This is a genomic window from Mycolicibacterium tokaiense (assembly GCF_010725885.1).
Classification (GTDB): Bacteria; Actinomycetota; Actinomycetes; order Mycobacteriales; family Mycobacteriaceae; genus Mycobacterium; species Mycobacterium tokaiense.
Genome location: NZ_AP022600.1, coordinates 4391353 through 4410850 on the forward strand (window position 1 = coordinate 4391353; position 19498 = coordinate 4410850).

20 protein-coding genes are annotated in these 19498 nt (G+C 66.2%); 8 read left to right on the forward strand and 12 right to left on the reverse strand.

What is annotated here, in order from left to right; all coding sequences use genetic code 11:
• Positions 1-16: 16 nt before the first annotated feature.
• Both G6N58_RS21500 and G6N58_RS21505 read right to left on the reverse strand, forming a co-directional pair.
• Positions 17-814: a carbon-nitrogen hydrolase family protein gene (locus G6N58_RS21500; RefSeq protein ID WP_115277362.1), complete on the reverse strand. Its 798-nt coding sequence runs from the start codon at positions 812-814 to the stop codon at positions 17-19.
• Complete coding sequence (locus G6N58_RS21505) at positions 811-1587, reverse strand: HpcH/HpaI aldolase family protein (RefSeq protein WP_115277361.1); 777 nt, start codon at positions 1585-1587, stop codon at positions 811-813. The genes G6N58_RS21500 and G6N58_RS21505 overlap by 4 nt, the downstream gene beginning before the upstream one ends.
• A gap of 90 nt (positions 1588-1677) precedes the next feature.
• Here G6N58_RS21505 and G6N58_RS21510 point away from each other — a divergent pair, with 90 nt between their 5' ends.
• The gene (locus G6N58_RS21510; RefSeq protein WP_115277360.1) at positions 1678-2346 is read left to right on the forward strand and encodes a GntR family transcriptional regulator; all 669 of its coding nucleotides are present in this window, start codon (positions 1678-1680) and stop codon (positions 2344-2346) included.
• On the opposite strand, the gene G6N58_RS21515 is transcribed toward G6N58_RS21510, so the two are convergent.
• From G6N58_RS21515 to G6N58_RS21545, 7 genes are all read right to left on the reverse strand, one after another.
• Complete coding sequence (locus G6N58_RS21515) at positions 2343-2774, reverse strand: nuclear transport factor 2 family protein (RefSeq protein WP_115277359.1); 432 nt, start codon at positions 2772-2774, stop codon at positions 2343-2345. The genes G6N58_RS21510 and G6N58_RS21515 overlap by 4 nt on opposite strands.
• A 4-nt stretch (positions 2775-2778) precedes the next feature.
• Positions 2779-3228, reverse strand: a complete 450-nt coding sequence (locus G6N58_RS21520; protein ID WP_115277358.1) for a nuclear transport factor 2 family protein — start codon at positions 3226-3228, stop codon at positions 2779-2781.
• Complete coding sequence (locus G6N58_RS21525) at positions 3225-4367, reverse strand: acyl-CoA dehydrogenase family protein (protein WP_197746436.1); 1143 nt, start codon at positions 4365-4367, stop codon at positions 3225-3227. The genes G6N58_RS21520 and G6N58_RS21525 overlap by 4 nt, the downstream gene beginning before the upstream one ends.
• An 82-nt stretch (positions 4368-4449) precedes the next feature.
• Complete coding sequence (locus tag G6N58_RS21530) at positions 4450-5748, reverse strand: MFS transporter (RefSeq protein WP_115277356.1); 1299 nt, start codon at positions 5746-5748, stop codon at positions 4450-4452.
• Complete coding sequence (locus tag G6N58_RS21535; RefSeq protein WP_115277355.1) at positions 5745-7379, reverse strand: AMP-binding protein; 1635 nt, start codon at positions 7377-7379, stop codon at positions 5745-5747. Before G6N58_RS21535 ends, G6N58_RS21530 begins: the two co-directional genes overlap by 4 nt.
• Positions 7380-7436: 57 nt before the next feature.
• On the reverse strand, positions 7437-8276 hold the full coding sequence (locus tag G6N58_RS21540) for a 3-hydroxyacyl-CoA dehydrogenase family protein (protein WP_115277354.1): 840 nt from the start codon (positions 8274-8276) through the stop codon (positions 7437-7439).
• On the reverse strand, positions 8273-9520 hold the full coding sequence (locus G6N58_RS21545) for a cytochrome P450 (protein ID WP_163908313.1): 1248 nt from the start codon (positions 9518-9520) through the stop codon (positions 8273-8275). The genes G6N58_RS21540 and G6N58_RS21545 overlap by 4 nt, the downstream gene beginning before the upstream one ends.
• 235 nt (positions 9521-9755) lie before the next feature.
• Here G6N58_RS21545 and G6N58_RS21550 point away from each other — a divergent pair, with 235 nt between their 5' ends.
• Genes G6N58_RS21550 through G6N58_RS21565 form a run of 4 tightly spaced genes read left to right on the forward strand, consistent with a single transcriptional unit; the run spans position 9756 to position 12586 of the window.
• Positions 9756-9944 (forward strand): ferredoxin, encoded by a 189-nt coding sequence (locus G6N58_RS21550; protein ID WP_115277352.1) that lies wholly within the window; start codon positions 9756-9758, stop codon positions 9942-9944.
• Between the two features lie 3 nt (positions 9945-9947).
• Positions 9948-11141: an NAD(P)/FAD-dependent oxidoreductase gene (locus G6N58_RS21555; protein ID WP_115277351.1), complete on the forward strand. Its 1194-nt coding sequence runs from the start codon at positions 9948-9950 to the stop codon at positions 11139-11141.
• Complete coding sequence (locus G6N58_RS21560; protein WP_115277350.1) at positions 11138-11944, forward strand: enoyl-CoA hydratase/isomerase family protein; 807 nt, start codon at positions 11138-11140, stop codon at positions 11942-11944. The genes G6N58_RS21555 and G6N58_RS21560 overlap by 4 nt, the downstream gene beginning before the upstream one ends.
• 3 nt (positions 11945-11947) lie before the next feature.
• The gene (locus tag G6N58_RS21565) at positions 11948-12586 is read left to right on the forward strand and encodes a TetR/AcrR family transcriptional regulator (protein WP_115277349.1); all 639 of its coding nucleotides are present in this window, start codon (positions 11948-11950) and stop codon (positions 12584-12586) included.
• Between the two features lie 2 nt (positions 12587-12588).
• On the opposite strand, the gene G6N58_RS21570 is transcribed toward G6N58_RS21565, so the two are convergent.
• Both G6N58_RS21570 and ypfJ read right to left on the reverse strand, forming a co-directional pair.
• Positions 12589-14217 carry a DUF885 domain-containing protein gene (locus G6N58_RS21570; protein WP_115277348.1) on the reverse strand — a complete coding sequence of 543 codons (1629 nt, stop codon included), beginning with the start codon at positions 14215-14217 and terminating at the stop codon, positions 12589-12591.
• Positions 14210-15094, reverse strand: coding sequence for a KPN_02809 family neutral zinc metallopeptidase (gene ypfJ / locus G6N58_RS21575; RefSeq protein WP_115277347.1), 885 nt, complete (start codon positions 15092-15094; stop codon positions 14210-14212). Before ypfJ ends, G6N58_RS21570 begins: the two co-directional genes overlap by 8 nt.
• Positions 15095-15161: 67 nt before the next feature.
• Between ypfJ and G6N58_RS21580 the strand changes: the two genes are divergently transcribed.
• On the forward strand, positions 15162-16655 hold the full coding sequence (locus G6N58_RS21580; RefSeq protein WP_115277346.1) for a carboxylesterase/lipase family protein: 1494 nt from the start codon (positions 15162-15164) through the stop codon (positions 16653-16655).
• A 7-nt stretch (positions 16656-16662) separates the two neighbouring features.
• On the opposite strand, the gene G6N58_RS21585 is transcribed toward G6N58_RS21580, so the two are convergent.
• Complete coding sequence (locus tag G6N58_RS21585) at positions 16663-17169, reverse strand: SRPBCC family protein (RefSeq protein WP_115277345.1); 507 nt, start codon at positions 17167-17169, stop codon at positions 16663-16665.
• A 113-nt stretch (positions 17170-17282) separates the two neighbouring features.
• Here G6N58_RS21585 and aspS point away from each other — a divergent pair, with 113 nt between their 5' ends.
• Together aspS and G6N58_RS21595 are read left to right on the forward strand one after the other, a co-directional pair.
• Positions 17283-19055, forward strand: a complete 1773-nt coding sequence (aspS, locus tag G6N58_RS21590; protein ID WP_115277344.1) for an aspartate--tRNA ligase — start codon at positions 17283-17285, stop codon at positions 19053-19055.
• On the forward strand, positions 19048-19488 hold the full coding sequence (locus G6N58_RS21595) for a nitroreductase family deazaflavin-dependent oxidoreductase (protein ID WP_115277343.1): 441 nt from the start codon (positions 19048-19050) through the stop codon (positions 19486-19488). Before aspS ends, G6N58_RS21595 begins: the two co-directional genes overlap by 8 nt.
• Positions 19489-19498 lie beyond the last annotated feature (10 nt).

Consider the following 19498-nt stretch of genomic DNA (forward strand, 5'->3'; position numbering starts at 1 on the left):
AAGGCGCCCGGCCATGTCAGGCCCCGGGCGTGACGCGGTAACGGCGCAGCGTCAGCGCCGGGTTGACAGCGCGGACCGCCGCGAGTCGTTCACGCTCGAGGCGGGCGATGCCGATGCCCTGGGCCTCTCCCAGCGCTGCCAGCGGAATGCCCATCGGGTCGAGAATGACGCTGTTGCCCGAACCGGCCGGGGCGATCTGGTCGGCGGCCAGCACATAGACGGTGTTCTCGATGGCACGGGCCCGCAACAGCGTGTTCCAGTGGTATTCCTTCAGCGGGCCGGGCACCCACTCCGCCGGCAGGGCGATGACGTCCGCGCCCGCATCGACCAGGGTGCGCGACGTCTCGGGGAAGCGGAGGTCGTAGCAGGTCTGCATGCCGATGGTGAAACCGTTGAGCTGCAACAGTTCCGGTGTGGACGGGTCTGCGGCGATCACCCGGTCCGACTCTTTGTACCCGAAGGCGTCGTAGAGGTGGACCTTGCGGTAGACGGCGGCGATCGTGCCGTCCTGGATACCGACCAGCGTGTTGTGGATCCGGCCGTCGGCGGCGGACTCGTTGACGCCCGCGATGACCGTCACCTTCGACTCGGTGGCCGCGTCGACGAGGCGGGTGACCGACGGGCCGTTCAGGGGTTCGGCGGTCTCGACGAAGCGGTCATCCATGCTGGGCACGGTGAAGACCGAGTATTCGGGAAGGACCACGAGTTCGGCACCGCGTTCTGCGGCATCCCGTATGAGACCGACCATGACATCGAGGTTGGCGGCCTTGTCCTCGGTGGGGGCGAACTGTGCGATCGCGGCAGTCAGGGTCATCGGGTGCTCCTCACATCGTTCTGGATTTCGCGAAGGTTCTGCATGGTCGAGGTGAAGCCCGCCAGCATCGCGCCGTACTGCATGGACGCGACGATGGTGTGCGCGCCCTCTTCGAGGGCCAGGCGCTGCTCGGCCGCGCTCCAGGCGGGTAGCACCCACGGCTTGCCGGCGGCGTTGGCGACCCGGGCGAGCGCACGGATGTCGGCCAGGTCCGCCTCGGTGACGGCGTAGGCGCCACGGTCGCGCCGCAGCGAAAGGTCGCTGGGGCCGATGAAGATGCCGTCCACCACCGGGAGGTCCACGATGGCGGAGATCTCGTCGTAGGCGGAGGCGTCTTCGATCATGGCGTAGCAGTGGGTGTTCCGGTCCTGGGCGGCCACCCAGTCGTCGGTGAAGCCGCGGTAGTCCGAGGTGCGGCCGCCGGCGAAGGAGCGGTCACCCAGCGGGGGGAACTTGGCGAACCCGCAGATCTCGCGGGCGTGCGCGGCCGAGGTGATGTGCGGGATCGCCACGGCATCGGCACCGAAATCGAGGGCCTGCTGAATGGGCCCGCGCTCGGGTCCCAGCACCTTGGCGATCACCCGCATGCCCTTGGCGCGGATGAACGGGATCAGCCAGTCCAGCGTGCGCAGGTCGAAGAGCCCGTGCTCGATGTCGAGGACCACGGCGTCGTAACCGGCCAACTTCCCCATTTCGACGGCGGCGATCGACGGTTCGGTGAGCCAGATCGACAGGGCGGGCTCGCGTACATCAGGTGTCTGTGGTGCTGCCAACGGGGGACCTTTCGTCGTGGCCGAAAACACACTGTGCGGACTTCATGTATACACGGAGTGTCCGTTGAGTGTAAATGGTTGAATGAGAGTGTGCCGAGTTTGGAATCCACCTCCGACGCCACCTTGCGGGGCTCCGCGGGCAAGCGGGCCTACGAATGGATCCGCGATGCCATCCTCGCGGGGGAGTTCGCCGAGGGCGAGTTCGTCGACGAGGTGGTGCTCGCGGCCCGGGTCGGCACCTCCCGCACGCCGGTGCGCGAGGCGCTGCAGCGCCTGCAGGTCGAGCGGTATGTGGACCTCGTCCCGCGACGCGGAGCCCAAGTGCGTGTGGTCACGGCCGTGGAGATGCGTGAGATCTACCAGGCGCGGTTTGTGCTGGAGTCCGACGCGTTGCGGACCATCTGCACCCGCCGCGCGGGAGTTCCCGACGCGGCCCGGGAGTTGGTCTTACAGATGGAGCAGGCCGGCAGCGCGCGCGACTGGAACCGATTCGCCCAACTCGACCAGCTGTTCCACTCCGAGATCGTCCGGCATCAGCGCAACGCGGTGATCGCTGATCTGTACGACTCGCTGCAACCGCGGCAGGTTCGGCTGGGCACCCGTACCCTCACCGAGGCGCCGGCCCGGCTGCTCACCATCGAGTCCGAGCATCGAGACCTGTTGGCGGCCATCGACAACCACGATGCCGAGGGCAGTGTCGACGTGCTCCGGCGGCACCTGCGCGAAATCCCGGAGCTGGTGAACGCGTTCTCGCGCTAATCCTGCTGCGCGGTCTCGAATTTCATGACATCCATGTTCCAGTACCCGCGCATGTTGGCGATCTTTCCTGCGCCGTCGACGCGGTAGGTGAACACTCCGCGCACCTCGCTGGTCAAACCGCCCTCGAACTCACTGCGCAGCACCAGGATGTGGGCGATCTCGTCGGGCGAACTCGACGGAAACGTCTCCTCGCAGGTGATCCGCAGGTTGTTCTGGGCGATGTTGGTGTCGTAGAAGGCCGAGACGGCCTCCTTGCCCCGTACGCCGGTGCCGTCGGGGTTGGTGATGGCCTGCCCGATCGGGTCCTCGATCACCACGTCCTCGGCCATCAACGCCAGCCAGGCATGCTTGTCGTGGGCCTGAACGGCCTTCCACGAACTCTGCGATGCGGCCAGGGCGGGTGCGACGTCGGTGGTGGGCTGGCTCATCGGTTCACATTAACGCCTGCCCGTACTCCGCGGACGGACTATCGAGATCGCATACCGACGGCACCAAGTCCGAACATTCCTCTCCGCGGAGCATCCGTGTGAGCAGGCGACTGTCCCAATAATCCCGCCAGCTCACGATCAGGCCACCGCGGACCTGGAACACGCCCATCACCGGCAGATGGTGTTCCCCGCCGTCGGCGGCGGTCAGGATGTCCACCCGTTCGGTCAGCACGGTGTCTCCTGCCTCGAAACAGTGCACCAGTCGGTATTGGTACCGGCCGGGGAAGCTGTCGAACTGTGCGGCGAGGGCGGATCTGATGGCCGCATGACCCACCGATGCCCGGGTCCCGACGTTGTGATAACTGGCGTCCGGACTGAAATGTCGCAGCAGCGTGTCGAGGTCGCGGGTGGCGGTGTCGGTGCAGAACACACGAACCCTGTCCCCCGGAGTCATCGAGCTCCGATTAGTGACTTGGCGATAGTGTTCTTCAGTATTTCGCTCGACCCGCCGGCGATCTCGTAGGTTTTGGCGTCTCTGAGATACCTCCCGAACGGCGAGGACGTGCGGGTGCCGTGGGCACCGCACACCTGCACGGCCATCTCTGCCACCTCCGTTGCCACCGAAGAGGCAAAAAGCTTTGCTTCCGAACTGCTGCGGGCGATGTCGCGTCCTGCGTCCAGGTCACACGCGGCCTGGTGGGTCAGCAGTCTGGCTGCGTCGATCCGTGCTGCTGCCTCGGCGAAGTACCACTGGATGCCTTGAAAATCTATGACCCTGGACGAGAAGGCCGAACGACCGATCGCGTACTGAAGTGCGGCGTCGAATGCAGCACGCGCGATACCGAGAGAAATACCCGCTGCCAGCACCCGCGAGTTCGCCAGGGTGACCATTGCCTGCTTGAGGCCGCGCCCTTCCTCGCCGATCAGGGCGTCCGGCGGCAGCAGACAGTCCAGGTGCAGATCGACGTGTGGTCCGTTACGCAGGCCGAAGGTCTGGGCTTCGGCCGTCTCCTCGGTATGCAGGCCGGTGGTCTCTCGCGGCACCGCAAAAACCGACACCCCTGCATCGGTCTCCGCGAGCACCACGAACAGGTCAGCGGCCGATCCAGAGGTGATGAATGCCTTCTGGCCCCGGACGTGCCAGCTCCCGTTCGCCTGTCGAGCGGCTTTGGTATCCAGGGAACGAATGTCACTGCCGTGGGCACGCTCGGTCAGCGCATAGGCCGCACGCATGCCGTCCCGGTAGCGCGGGAGCAACCTCTGGCGCAGTGACGCCGAACCGAAAGCATCAATCAGTTTCTGGCTCTGAAAAATGGTGATCAGGGAGATGCCCACGATCGCGCTGCCCACCGACAGCTCCTCGAAGACGGTCAGCAGACGGGACATCGAGCTCGCACCCCCGCCCACGTCGTGTGGCAGGGTGAGGGAATTCCACCCGCGGGCGGCCGTCATCGCGATGATCTCGTCGGGGTAGCGGTCGTCGCGGTCCAGTTCCTCGGCGCGCGGGTCCACCTCCGCTGCCACGAACTGCCGCAGCTGGTCGGTCAGGTTGGCGTCCTCGAGACTGCGCCAGCGTCGTGTATCGATGTGCATCGAAGCTCCTGTCATTGCTGTCATTCCGCACTTCTCAGATCGACGTCGCGGGTCTCCGGACCCCAGGCGGCACCGACCAGTGTCAGCAGCCCGGCGAGAATGAGAAAGACCACCGGGTGAACTCGTAGGGCATCACATTGTCGAGGTAGAGCATGTGAAAGGCGTACAACGACGGAATGACTCCGGCCAACGCATAACCGGTGCCGTAACCGGCGGCACGAACCCCGACGGCAAACCGTTCGATGATGTAGGTGCTGGCAATACCAAAGGGCGACATCGCAATGACCAGTGCGACCGTGTAGTAGGTCATGATGAGCCACAGCGACTCGCCGCTCTGAACGGCGCGGACCATCAGGTAGAAGGCCGGTACCGCGATCACAAGGTCCAGCACGCCTGCAATCATCAGCGCGCGTCTGCGCCCGATCCGTTGCCCGGTGATGCCGTAGACCATGTAACCGGCGGCCAGGGCGATGTTTGCCACGAGTAGCCCGTAAATGACCTGCTGACTCGGCAATTCGAAGAAAGTCTGCAGAAGCGGGGGTGTGGCCGAGACCAGGGCGGCCGAACCCCACCACATGCCCATCGTCACCACGATGACCTGGGCGAGTTTGCGTCCGTTCACGCCCCGGAACAGGGTCCGCAGGCTGCCCTCCCGGGTGGACTGCGCGTTCTCGCGCTTGGCTTTGAGCCATGCTTCCGACTCGGGGACCCTGGCGAATTGGAAGAACAGGATTATCCCCAGCACACCGCCCAGGATGAACGGTACTCGCCAACCCCACTGCAGATACGCCTCGTCACCGACAGAAGTGAGCATCAGCAGGGTGGCCACCGAAATGGCGATGAACCCCCACGGGTAGGCGGAGCCGATCAGGGCGCCCACGAAGCCACGGCGTGCCGGCGGTGCCTGTTCCATGGCAAGCGGATTCGCGCCGGCGTACTCGCCGCCCATGAACACCCCTCCGATGAACCGCAGGAGGATCAGCAGTCCGATCGCCCAGTATCCGAGGACGTCGTAGCCAGGTAATGCCGCCATCGCCAGCGTGCATACGGTGAACCCCGCGACGGCAATCAACGTGCTCTTTCGCCTGCCCATGGAGTCCGCCAGTCCGCCGAACATGATGGAGCCCAGCGGTCTACCCAGCAGGGTGGCGATCAGGGTCAGGTAGAACAGCGTGGTCTTGGTGGCCGGGGGCAGGTCGGCTGGCTGGAAGTAGAGGATGGCCGGAGCCAGTGCCACTACGGGTAGGTAGATGTCGTAGTAATCGACAAAAAACCCGAAAAATGCTGCTCGGGTTGTCTTTCGAGAAGTTGCCTTGTCGACTGTCCCGGGTGCTTTGTCATCCCCGGGCTGGCCGGCGTCAACGGTGGCGCCTTGGGTCATGTCCTGGATCCTTCCTTGCTGCCGACGGTCGGGGCTGTGGTGTACAGGGAGCGGAGCTCGATCCCGGCGGTGCGCCGGTCCCAGGCGCCGGCGGTACCGGATTCTCGCAGGGCGGCTTTGATCACCTTCTTGGTAATCGTGCGGGGAAGCTGCTCGAGCAACTCGATGTAGCGCGGAACCATGTGATGGGGAAGCGAATCGGCGCAGTGTCGGATGACGTCCACCGGATCGACCTGGGCTCCCGGTGCCGCAACGATGCAGACCTTGATGTCGTCATCGCCGTCGAAGTCCGACGCGACGGCCACAGCCGCACATTCGGCGACCGCCTCTATCTCGTAGATGGCGCTCTCGATGTCGTAGGTCGAGATGTTCTCGGCGCGTCGCCGGATACGGTCTCCGACCCGGTCGGTGAAGTAGACATAACCGTCGCAGTCCATCCAGCCAAGATCTCCGGTGTGGAAGAAGAAGTTCCGCCACGCGGTCAAGGTTTTCTCGGGTTGTCCCTCATACCCCTGCATCATGGTGAACGGCAGCAGTGGTCGGACCTGGAGTTCACCCACCTCACCCGCAGGGACGGGTTCATCGGTGTCGGGATCGGCAATACGCAGGTCGAAGTACTCTGTCAGTACCTTGCCACAAGAACCTGGACGAAGTGGCTCATCCAAAGGGCGCCAGGTCGGCAGGCACACCTCGGTCATGCCCCACAATTCCACGGCTTTGAGATCAAAACGCCGTTCGAAGTCCAGGGCGATCTTCTTCGGCATCGGGGCAGCCATGATTCGGCTGACGGGATTGTCCGCGTCATCGGATCGTTCCGGAGTGTTGTGGATCATCTCCAACATCGGGCCGTGCCCGAACCCGATGGTGGCGTTGTGCCTGCGGATGTTGTCCAGCCACTGGACCGGGTCGAACTGCCGCTCGAGCACAACATGTGCGCCGACTGTCATGGCCGCAAACACGACCATGAACTTGCCTGCCGTGTGGTGCATCGGGTGGATGCAGTAAAAGATGTCGGCATCTGTCATCCGCACTCCGTGCGCGGACGTGTCGGCGATCAACCGGAGCTGGCGGTGTGGCATCAGCACGCCCTTGGCTGGACCGGTTGTGCCGGAGGTGAATACGATCGAGCCAGTGGATCGATGGTCGTAGGAGTCCGGCAACACTACGGTGTCGGCACCGCTGCGGTCATCGAATCTGGCGATCCGGTGGACGGCCTCGACGTCGCCGGGTGGCTGCTGGCCGATCAGGAGGACAGTGATGACCTCGGTACCGTGGATGCCTTGAGCAATTACCTCGTTCCACTGATCGGTGACCAGCACGCGGGCCTTACTGACCGCGACGGCATGCTGCAGTGGCCTGCCGCGCAATGCCGGGTTGATCCACACCTCGGTCGCACCCAGTAGATTGGCCCCGAACCAGGCGTGAATTGCCTCCAGCGAGTTCGCGGCCATGATCAGAACGCGGTCCCCGGCTTTCACGCCTTGGTGCGCCATATCTGCTGCTGCGCAACAGGAATGGTGATAAACCTCGGCGAACGTCTCGACGCCGCCGTCGGACATCGACAGGTAGGGCTTGTCCCCGTGAGTGACGCTACGCAGGCGGAGGGTTTCGGGGAGGGTCAGACCGTGCATGGCTGCTCCTGTCGGTCGGAGAGTGGCGAACCGAGGAATGAACGCTCACAACATGTCTCAGTAAACATAGAAACCCTGCCCGCTCTTGCGCCCCAGATGGCCGGACGCCACCATGTCGTCCAACAGAGCGGGTGGCCTGGGTGTACCGACCGGGTCGGCCCGGTGCAGCACGCCGGCGATGTTGCGTAGAGTGTCGATCCCCATGAAGTCGGCGAGCTGCAGAGGTCCGAGCGGATTTCCGACAGCGCCCCGGATCAAAATGTCGATCTCCGATGCCGAGGCGCCGGTCTCCTGGTGCAGGCGCACCGCGGCCACTACATACGGTATTACCAACGCGTTGACGATGAACCCCGGCCGATCCGGGGCCGCCACGGTGGTCTTGCCCAACGGACCCTCGATCAGTGCCGCAACGCTGCGTACCACCGCGTCGGCGGTGTCTGCGGAGGGGATCAGCTCCACAACGGGCATTGCTGGGACGGGATAGAAAACGTGCATCCCGAGGAAACGGTCCGGTCGATCCGTAGCGGCGGCAAGATCCGCGATGGGCAGGGCCGACGTGGTAGTGGCGATGATGGTGGCGTCGTCGCATCCGGCAATGCCGCCCAGCACCGCGATCTTGGTGTCGCGGTCCTCGGGGGTGGCCTCGACGATCAGGTCGGCTGCCCCCGCTTGGGCGAGGGTGGCCACGCAGCTGACCTCCCGGTCAATGGCTTTGGAGTGAAGCCAGCCCTGAATTCGTTCGCGAGCGCGGGCACGGGCGTAGCCGTCCGGGTCGACCACGACCACCTCGACACCGCCTCGTGCGCAGGCTTGAGCCAGGCCGGAGCCGATCTGGCCGGCTCCGATGACGATGACCCGGCGAATTTCGGCTTCGGTGCCGGGATTGAGTGCGCTCATCGAGCTGCAGTGCCTTCTGCCGCCGGATCGGCGACGAAGGACAGATCGAGTCGTTGTAATCCGCGGACACCATAGAGCGGAACATGGTCGTTGCGGAAGCGATCAGCCAGTCGCAGGTTCGGCAAGCGGCGAAGCAGGGTCTCGAAGGCGAGTTGGGACTCCAAACGCGCCAACGATTGTCCTACGCAGGCGTGAATACCGCGGCCGAAAGCCAGATGAGGGTTCTCGGTGAGATTGCGGTCGAGGTCGAAGCTGTTGTCGTAGCGTGATTCATCGCGGTTGGCAGATCCGAACATGACCATCAGCCGGGCACCCTCTGGAATGATCTGCCCTTCCAACTCGATTTCGCGGGTGGCGGTCCGGTAGAGCCCCTGCAGCGGGCTTTCCAAACGGATGGCCTCTTCGATAAAAGCGGCAATGCGTGTGGTGTCCGTCGCCAGCGTGGTATGCAGTCCGGGCTCGGTAAGGATCAGGTGCAGGGCACTGCCCAGGAAGTTCCTGGTGCTCTCGTTTCCGCCCACTAATGTCTGAGTCAGCAGACTGAGTAGTTCGCCGTTGGACAGTCCCACCCCGTCGTCGTCGGTCCAGGACACCAGACGCCCGAGGAAGTCGGTCTGGCCGAGGCTTCGGCGGTCGTGGATTTTGGCCAGGAAGTAAGCCTCGAACTCCAGCACACTGTGCGACGCCTCAACCAGTGCGTCGTCGTCCACATTGGCGGCCTGGGCGGCAAGGAAACTGTCAGACCAGCGTTTCAACATGCGTAGTTCGGTGTGCGGGACGTCCAGGAACAACGCGATGACCCGCATCGGCAACGGGTAGGCGAATTGCTCGACGAATTCGACTTCGCCGACCCCGATGAAATCGTCGATGAGTTCATCGACGATTTCCTGAATTTGTGGGCGCAGCGTGGGTAGCGCCGACCGCAGAGCCAAGCTGGACACCAGCGCCTTGCGGTGGCGGCGGTGCTCCGGGGGGTCGGTCACCACCAACGTTCGCGTGCGGGGGTAGATCTTGGAGGTGCGCAGCACTGCCAGCGCCGCAGGGCAGCCTCGGTAGGGGTTGGTGCGGGAGACCGAGTCGCGCGAACTGAAGTCCGCGGGATTCATCAAGACCTGTTCGCAGGTGTCATAACGGCTCACCAACCACAGTCCGAGATCTTCGGCATAGCTCACGGGTTGGTCGCGCCGAAGGCGCTCATATGCCGGGAACGGGTTGTCGAGCGCGTCGGGCGCGAGCAGATCCACCGCGGTCGAATGGTGCGGGCACCTACTGGTCTCGGTGCTGTCGCTGACGTGGTGGTCTAGGTGCTGTGGCATGAAGTCCTTTCCAAAACCGACCGGCTAGCCGGTCACAAATATGATCTGAACCACAGGCAAATGTCAACCATACGGGTATCAGTGCAGTAAGAAGGTTGATATAGTTCTCGCCGTTAGTTCGATCAGACCGGCCAGTCGGTCGGTTTTAGGGAGGTAGCAAATCGTGCGAATCGAGATCGACGACGAGCTGTGTGAGTTGCACGGTCAATGCGCAGCCGTAGCGCCTCAGGTGTTCGAACTGACCGACGACACGGTCGAGTACCCGCGCGAAGTCCCCCCCGACCACGAGGGGCCGGTACGAACAGCGGTGAAGGTCTGTCCGCAGTTGGCCATCAGCCTGGCGGAGGGCTGAGTCGTGGAGCATGTCGTTATTGCCGGGGCCTCCGTTGCGGGTTTGCGAGCCGCCGAGGCGCTGCGGACCTCGGGGTGGGCCGGCCGGTTGATCATCGTCGGCGCCGAACCGTATCCGCCCTACAGCCGGCCGCAGGTGTCCAAGCAGCTCCTCACGGGGCAGCGCACGGTCGCCGAGACACGCTTACCGGCTGGCGCACTCGACGCCGAGTGGATCCTGGGCGTGCAGGTAACCACGTGCGACCTCGGGGCCGGCACGGTCACTTTGTCCGACCATCGCAGGCTGGCGTTCGACGGGTTGGTCGCCGCCACCGGGGTTCGGCCGCGGCGCCTGCCGCTGCCGGGTCATGAGCTAAGCGGTGTCGAATACCTGCGCAGCGCAGACGATGCGGCAAGATTGCGGGCCCGACTGCAGGCGGGAGGTCGCCTGGCGGTGATCGGAGCAGGGTTCATCGGGGCGGAGGTGGCGTCTGCGGCGCGCAAGCTGGGCTGTGCGGTGACGGTGATTGACCCCGCGCCTGCACCGATGTCCGCAGTGCTGGGGGACGTTGCCGCCGGGGAACTGGCGGCGCTGCACGGCGCACACGACGTCGACCTACGGATGGGGCGCTGCGCCGTTGCCGTGCACGGGACGGCGGCCGCCGAGGCAGTCGAACTCGACGACGGTGCTGTCATACCCGTCGACGCGGTACTGATCGCGGTCGGCAGCGTACCCAACATCGAGTGGCTGGACGCGTCCGATCTGGATTTATCCGATGGAATTCTGTGTGACAGCAGGTGTTTTGTAGTGGGTTCCGATGATCGAATCGTTGCGGCTGGTGACGTCGCGCGGTGGCCTGTCGTGGGCAGCGGGGGGGCGGCGGCGCGCGTGGAGCACTGGTCTATCGCCGGCGAACAGGGCGCCGCGGCAGGAACAGCGCTGGCGGTGGGCCGGGCCCTGAGCGTGCCCTTCGAGTCGCTGCTGCGTGTTACCTCACGTCAGCACGGTGCCTCTTTGGCGATCCTAGGTCGCCCCGCGGCCGCACATCAGGTGGACACCACGATCAGTTCAAGGCCGGGTAAGCCGCGGTTCGTGGCTCGCTACCTCGACAGCTCGGGCCGGCTCGTGGGTGCCGCCACACTGAACGCGAATGCTGAACTGGCGGCCCTGGCTTGTGAGCTACGCGGTGCCGGGGACTCGATGGCGGGTGCCGCATGAGTGAGCGCACAGTGCCGGACATCGCCTGGGAAGTGGATGATTTCGGGGTTGGTGTGCTCACACTGGGCCGTCCCGAGCGTCGAGGTGCCTTCACCTTGGAACTCATCGACCGGTGGGCCGAGTTGCTGCGCTCGGCGGCCACCGATCCGCAGGTGCGGGTGGTGGTCCTCACCGGAGCGCCCGGTTCGTTCTGCAGTGGAATCGATCTGTCGGCGTTGCGCTCTATCGGCCATGACCCGCAGGCGTACAAGCAGATGCTCGTCGGTCGCATTCACCAGGTGGCGCACGCGTGTGAATGGCTCGACAAGCCCTACCTCGCGGCAATCAGCGGTGACGCATTGGGTGCGGGGCTGGACATGGCGCTGATGTGCGATCTGCGGTTCGCTGCGGTCTCCGCCAGGTTCAGCGAGGCATACATCAAGCTCGGCCTGGTACCCGGGGATGGCGGTGCGCACTTGTTGCCGCCCATCGTCGGTCGTTCCCGCGCTCTGCACCTGCTCTGGACCGGTGAACTGCTCACGGCTTCGCAGGCTGCAGAGATCGGTCTGGTCGACCAGGTTTTCACCGACTCAGCCCTGATGCCGGGGACCCTCGACTACGCCCGCGCGCTGGCGGCGAAACCGCCCATGGCAGTTGCGATGATCAAGCGCGCGGTGTATCAGGCGGCACGGCTGGATCTACGCACCAGCCTCGACCTGATCTCCTCGCACATGGCAGTGTTGTCCACCAGCCCGGAACACGTCAGCAGCCTCGGCGGCGCTCGGCGGGGCAGCGGTACCACAAGTGGCAGCGATCGGAGTTGAGCCATGTCGATGATGATTGGACGCGATGAGGCACGCCGCCCAACTGCGGATGACCTGACCGACCTGCGCCCAGCGCATCGCAAGATACTGTTGGCTGCGGCCAGTCTCTTCCGGGAACGTGGCGTCGCTGCAGTCACCATGCAGGACATCGGGGAGGCTGTCGGACTCTCTAAAGCTGGTGTTTACCATCACGCGCCCAGCAAGGAAAAGCTGCTCGAGGAAATTGTCTATTACGGCCATGTGGTGCTGCTGCGGTCTTTCGAACGGGCTCGGTGGTCCAGCGAATCCCCGGCGGAATGCCTGCGGGTGTTCATCGAAGAGCGGATGGAGGTCATCCGGGAGCATCAGGATCTGACCTCGGTGATCTGGCAGGAAAGGCCGTTGATCGCCGGAGCCGCATTTGAGACCAGTCGCAGGATGGCCGAAGAGTACCGAGCCGGTATGCGTTTGCTCATCAAAAAGGCCCAGGACATCGGAGAGATACGGCCGGATTTAGATCCGCACCTGCTCACGCTGGCGATCGACGGTATGACCGGCTTCGCCTGCTTCTGGTTCCAGCAAGGCGGCAGTTACACCGCGCGGGAAATCGGCGAGAAGTTCTGGAAATTTCTCGCGGAAAGCTGGTTCGTGGAGCGCAGCTGAAGTCAGAGCTGGTCCGTTAACGCTGATTCCAGTACCTGCAGCGGCAACCCGCCCAGATCCAGCGCCCGGCGGTGGAACTCACGCAGTGGCAGCCCCGCCGCGGTGCTCTGCGCCCGCAGACGCTGCCAGATGCGCTGGCCCACCGCATACGACGGGGCCTGTCCGGGCCAGCCCAGATAGCGGTCCAACTCGAAACGCAGGTTGTCCTCGGCCATCGCACTGTGGGTGGTCAGAAAATCCCAGGCCCGGGCGGCGTCCCAGGTGCCGCCGTCGGGTGCGGTCAGGCCGCAGTGCACGCCGATGTCGATCACCACCCGGGCCGCCCGGAAGCGTTGTGCGTCCAGCATTCCCATTCGCACCCCGGGATCGTCGAGCCATCCCAGCTCGGCCATCAGCCGCTCGGCGTACAGCGCCCAGCCCTCGCCGTGCCCGGACACCCAGCACCCCAGCCGCCGCCACCGGTTCAACTGGTCGGCGAGCACCACCGCGCGGCCGATCTGCAGGTGATGGCCCGGCACCCCTTCGTGGAACACCGTGGTGGTTTCCTGCCAGGTGTGGAACTGCTCCACCGCAGGCGGTACCGACCACCACATCCTTCCCGGCCGCGTCAGGTCCTCCGACGGGCCGGTGTAGTAGATGCCGCCGTTCTGGGTGGGCGCGATGCGGCACTCCAGCGTGCGCAGCGGGTCCGCGATGTCGAAGTGGGTGTCGGCCAGCGCGTCCACCGCGCGGTCCGACAGGTCCTGCATCCAGCGCTGTAGCGCATCGGTGCCGGTGATGAGATAACGCGGGTCGGCGTCCAGGCGGGCCAGGGCGCCGGCCACCGATTCTCCGGGGTAGAGCTGCCCGGCGATCGTGTTCTGTTCGGCGACAATGCTGTTCAGCTGCTCCAGGCCCCAGGCGTAGGTCTCCTCGAGGTCGATTTCCGCGCCCAGGAACGACCGCGAGTGCAGCCGGTAGGCGTCGCGACCGCAGGCGTCGACCTCCCCGGCCCGCGGTGCGATGTCGGTGCGCAGGCCTTCGGCAAGCTCCCCGAAAGCCTGCGCGGCAGCGCCGGCGTGACGTTCGAGGTCGGCGCCCAGGAGCGGGCTCTTGACCGGCGCCCCGGCAACCATGGCGACCAGCAGCCCCTGGGTGCGCTGCGCCTGGGTGATGCCGCGCTGTACCTGGCGGGCGGCGGGGGCGGCCGAGCGTGCGCGCAGGGATTCCAGGTATCCGGACACCCGCTCGGGCATCAGCGCCAGGCGCCGGTCGATCACCGCCCAATCGCTGTCGGTGTCGGTGGCCATCAGGTCGAACACGTTGCGCAGCGTCTGGAGCGGGGACGCGATGACGTTCAGTTCACCGAGATCGAGTCCCGCATCGTGCAGCTCGACGGTGATGCCCAGGCGTTCCCGCATGGCCGCGACGGTCACCCGGTCGACGTCGTCCACCGGGACCAGGGCGTCCAGTTCGGCCAGGGTGGACCGGGCGGCCTCCGCGCGGGCGGCAACGCCGTCGGGGGAGTAGTCGGTCAGTTCGTCATCGTGGCCCAGAATGCCGACTTCGGTTGCAGCGCAGGGGTCCAGGGCGGCAAGAGTATCGAGGTGGCGTTCGGCGACCGCATCGACGGCGGTGGTGCCCCTAGCCAAGGTCGCCGGCCGAGAAGGTGTCGCAGGCACCCGGCTGCCCGGTGCGGTAACCCTCGGTGAACCATTTCTGCCGCTGCTCGGCGGAGCCGTGGGTCCACGCTTCGGGATTCACCCGGCCGGTCGACGCTTGCTGGATGCGGTCGTCACCCACCGACGCCGCCGCCGACAGCGCGTCGTTGATGTCGGTGCCGGTCAGCGGTTGCAGGAAGGTCACATCGGTGCCGGGCTGCTTGGTGATGGCGGCGTAGTGCGCCCACACCCCGGCGTAGCAGTCGGCCTGCAACTCGGTGCGCACACCGTTGCCTTCCGCACCCTGGGCGCCCTGCTGGGCGCGACCCAGGTCGCCGGTCAGGTTCTGCACGTGGTGGCCGTACTCGTGGGCCACCACATATTCCTGCGCCAAAGGGCCACCACTGGAACCGAATTGGGTCTTCAAGACGTCGAAGAAGTCGGTGTCGAAGTACGCCGTCTGGTCGCCGGGGCAGTAGAACGGCCCGACATCGCTGGTGGCGGGGCCGCAGGCGGTGTCCACCGAGCCGGTGAACAGGCGCATCTGCGGGCGGGTGTAGTCAGGCATCAGTTGCGCCCACACCGCGTCCACCGAATTGCCCGTCGCGATCACCCGGCAGTCGACGTTCGTGTTGGCGTCCACGCCGGTGCGGCACGCGCTGATGTCGACGCCGGGCGCCTCGACACCCTGGGTGTCCAAGGGCTGCTGGCTCATGATCTCGCCGGGGTCGACACCGAGGAACACCGCCAACACCACGATCAGCAGGCCGCCGACGCCGCCGCCGATGGCCATCCCGCGGCCGGGGCCCCGGCCCCCACTCGACGACGTGGTGCTGGTGTCGATGCGCATTCCCTCGTTGAAGGTCATCCGGGAAACCCTTCTCGCAGAAATGGTCACAACGTGCGCACATAGCTTTGCACACTACGATTCTGGCGTGACCCACCTCGTGGAACTGAACACCGTCGCGCACACCCGCGACGGTGTGCTGCGCGGCACCACCGAGGGCGGGGTGGCGGTGTGGCGGGGTGTTCCGTACGCCGAGCAGCCGGTGGAGCAGCGGCGTTTCCGGGCGCCTGAGCCTGTGGCACCCTGGGCCGGCGTGCGCGAGGCCGTCGAGCACGGGCCGCTGCCACCGCAGGGCCGCTCGTTCGTCGGCGGCGGCCGCGACGACCCGAAGATCCGCGACGAGGCGTGCCTGACGGTGACGGTCTGGTCGCCCGACACCGCGGGATCGCTGCCGGTGATGGTGTGGATTCCGGGCGGGGCGTTCGTCTACGGGGCCGGCCAGCTGCAGCTCTACAACGGCTCCCGGCTGGCGGCCAACGGCGTCGTCGTCGTCAACGTCACCTACCGGATCGGAGTTTTCGGCGGCTTCGAACTCGGATCCCTCGGCGACGGTTTCGACGACAACCTGTGTCTGCGAGATCAGCTGGCCGCGCTGCGCTGGGTGCGGGAGAACATCGCGGCCTTCGGCGGTGATCCGGAACGGGTGACGGTGTTCGGCGAATCCGCCGGCGCCACCTCGGTGCTGGCGCTGCTGGCCTGCCCGGCCGCCGAGGACCTGTTTGCGCGGGCCATCGCCCAGAGTCCGGCTCTTCCGCTGATCGCCCCCCGCGACATGCGCGCGGAGCAGGCGGACCGCTTCCTGGCCGAGGTGGATGCCCCGCCGGAACAACTGTGGCAGCTGCCGCAGCGGCGGTTGCGCCGCGCCGCCGGGGTGGTGCAGCTGCACAGCGCGTCGACCTCGCCCACGCTGGCCTACGGACTGACCCACGGCACCGAACTGTTGCCCGAGCACCCCATCGAGGCCGCCCGCGCGGATGCGGTGAACCGGGTACCGCTGATCATCGGTACCAACTCACATGAGGCGTCGATGTTCGCCTGGACCAAACCGCCGATGCTGCCGACGACGGCGGCGGGCATCGACGCCTACTTCGCCCGGGTTGCTCCGGGCGCCCGCGAGCAGGTGCTGGCCGGCTACCCCGATTTCCCGCGTCGCCGGGCGCTGATCTCGTTCGGCTCCGATGCGATGTTCGGTGCTCCGGTGTGGAGCTTCACCGATGCCTACAGCGCGCACGCAGCCACCTACGTCTACCGCTTCGAGCACACCACCTGGACCTTGCGGGCACTCGGTCTGGGCGCCACTCACGGCAGCGAGATCGTGCACATCCAGCACAGCTACGGCTCGTACCTGGGCCGCAAACTGCACCCGCTGGGCCGGCGGGTGCAACCGGCGGTGGGTCGGCGGATGCAGCGGACCTGGCTGAACTTCGCCACGCACGGGTGGGAGCCGGATCGGGTGTGGGACCCGCAGTGGCCCCGCTACGACGCGCAGGCTCGGAACACGCGCGTCATCCAGACCGCTCGCGACATCACCGTCGCCGATCCGGACAAGGAGCGCCGGCAGGCCTGGTCAGGTCTGCACTGAGGTCAGGTCATACCGATGCTGACCCGACGGTGGTGTACCGGCGCAGGTTGTGCAGGTAGCGCTGGAACAGCCAGCTCATCACGGGCCGCCCGATCGTCATCCCGACACCGGCGGCCAGGCCCCGGGGCTTCATCGCCATCACCCAGGTGAGGTGGCAGCCCTGCGCGGTCTCGCGCACGCGGTAGTCCTCGGCGAACGCCGCGATGGCGTCGGTGCTTGCCGTGTTGAAGCGAAAGGCCATGTGCGTGAAGGGTTCCCACGCCAGGAACTCTTCGTGGCCGGTGATGAAGCCGCGCATGCGCACGGTGCGGGTGGTCCCGACGCCGAACGGCGGGGGGCTCGTCCATTCCACCTTGGTGATCACGCCGGCCCACTGTGGCCACGACTGCGCGTCGGAGAGCACGTCGAACAGCTGCTCAGGGGTGATGGTCAGGTCGATGGTGCTGACGAAGCGGTAGGGCGCGGTGTCGATGAAGTCGAGGTCGACGCGGTCGCACTCGTGGAGCTTGGGCATGACTTCCTCCCGGGGTAGACAGCTCACGATAACTGTCTACTGCGCAGACGCGGGAGGCCGTGGTGGCGACCTCTAGACTGTTCACCGTTCTCTCGACCCCCTGAGGAGTATTTGTGCTGCGCAGTCATACCGCCGGTTCGTTGCGGGCCTCCGACGCAGGCCAGACGGTGACCCTGGCCGGGTGGGTGGCGCGGCGGCGCGACCACGGCGGCGTCATCTTCATCGACCTGCGGGACGCCTCCGGGGTGTCGCAGGTGGTGTTCCGGGACACCGGAGTGCTCGAGGCGGCGCACCGGCTGCGTGCGGAGTTCTGTGTGCTGGTCGAAGGTGTGGTCGAAGTGCGGCCCGAGGGCAACACCAACACCGAGATCGCCACCGGCGAGATCGAGGTCAACGCCACCACGCTGACCGTGCTCGGCGAAAGCGCGCCGCTGCCCTTCCAGCTCGACGAGACCCCCGGCGAAGAGGCGCGGCTGAAGTACCGCTACCTCGACCTGCGCCGTGAGGGCCCGGGGCACGCGCTGCGACTGCGTTCGAAGGTCAACGCCGCAGCCCGCGCGGTGCTCGCCGACCACGAGTTCGTGGAGATCGAGACGCCGACGCTGACCCGCTCCACGCCGGAGGGGGCGCGCGACTTCCTGGTGCCGGCGCGGCTGCAGCCCGGCTCCTTCTATGCGTTGCCGCAGAGCCCGCAGCTGTTCAAGCAGCTGCTGATGGTGGCGGGCATGGAGCGCTACTACCAGATCGCGCGCTGTTACCGCGACGAGGATTTCCGCGCCGACCGCCAGCCGGAGTTCACCCAGCTGGACATGGAGATGAGCTTCGTCGACGCCGACGATGTGATGGCGGTCTCCGAACAGATCCTCAAGGCGTTGTGGGCGCTGGTCGGCTACGACCTGCCGCTGCCGCTGCCGCGGATCAGCTACGCCGAGGCGATGAGCCGCTACGGCTCCGACAAGCCGGACCTGCGCTTCGACGTCGAGCTCGTGGAGTGCACCGAGTACTTCGCCGAAACCCCGTTCCGGGTGTTCCAGGCGCCCTACGTCGGCGCCGTCGTCATGCCCGGCGGGGCGTCGCAGCCGCGGCGCACCCTGGACGGCTGGCAGGAGTTCGCCAAGCAGCGCGGGCACAAGGGCCTGGCCTACGTGCTGATCGGCGAGGACGGCACCCTGGGCGGCCCCGTCGCCAAGAACCTCTCCGACGCCGAGCGCGACGGCCTGGCCGCGCACGTCGGCGCCGCGCCGGGGGACTGCGTGTTCTTCGCCGCCGGCACCGCGAAGTCCGCGCGGGCGCTGCTGGGTGCCACCCGCATCGAGATCGCCAAGCGCCTCGACCTGATCGATCCCAACGCCTGGGCCTTCACCTGGGTGGTCGACTTCCCGATGTTCGAGTCCGCCGACGAGGCCACCGCGTCCGGCGATGTCGCAGTGGGTTCGGGAGCCTGGACAGCCATGCACCACGCCTTCACCTCACCCACGCCTGAGTCCGAGGCCACGTTCGACACCGACCCCGGTGCGGCGCTGTCGAATGCCTACGACATCGTGTGCAACGGCAACGAGATCGGCGGCGGATCCATCCGTATCCACCGCCGCGAGGTGCAGGAGCGGGTGTTCGCGATGATGGGCATCGACCACGACGAGGCCCAGGACAAGTTCGGATTCCTGTTGGACGCCTTCGCTTTCGGCGCGCCCCCGCACGGCGGGATCGCCTTCGGCTGGGACCGCATCGTGGCCCTGCTGGCCGGTGTGGACTCCATCCGCGAGGTGATCGCCTTCCCCAAGTCCGGCGGCGGGGTGGATCCGCTGACCGATGCCCCCGCCCCGATCACCGCGCTGCAGCGCAAGGAGTCCGGGATCGACGCCAAACCGAAAGCCGCGGATGGATAAAGACAAGCTGGTGACCGACACCGCCGCGTTGGACGAATTCAACCGCGCGATCGTCGACGAATTCCGCTCCAACGGCGGAGTGGTCGGCGGCGCGTTCGCCGGCAGCACGCTGTTGTTGCTGCACACCCAGGGGGCCAAGTCCGGCCAGTCGCGGCTTTCGCCCTTGGCGTACCTGACGGTCGACGGCCGGATGCTGATCGTGGGCTCCTACGCCGGCGCACCCAAACACCCGGCCTGGGTGCACAACCTGCGGGCCCGCCCCAAGGCCTACATCGAAGTCGGCACCGACGCCTACGACGTCGACGTCCGCGAACTGCCCGACGACGAGCGCACGGTGACCTACGCCAAGATCGTCGAACTGGCGCCCGTGTTCGCCGAGTACCAGGCCAAGACCTCGCGCCCGATCCCGCTTTTCGAGCTCACCCGCGCCTGAGGGATTTGTG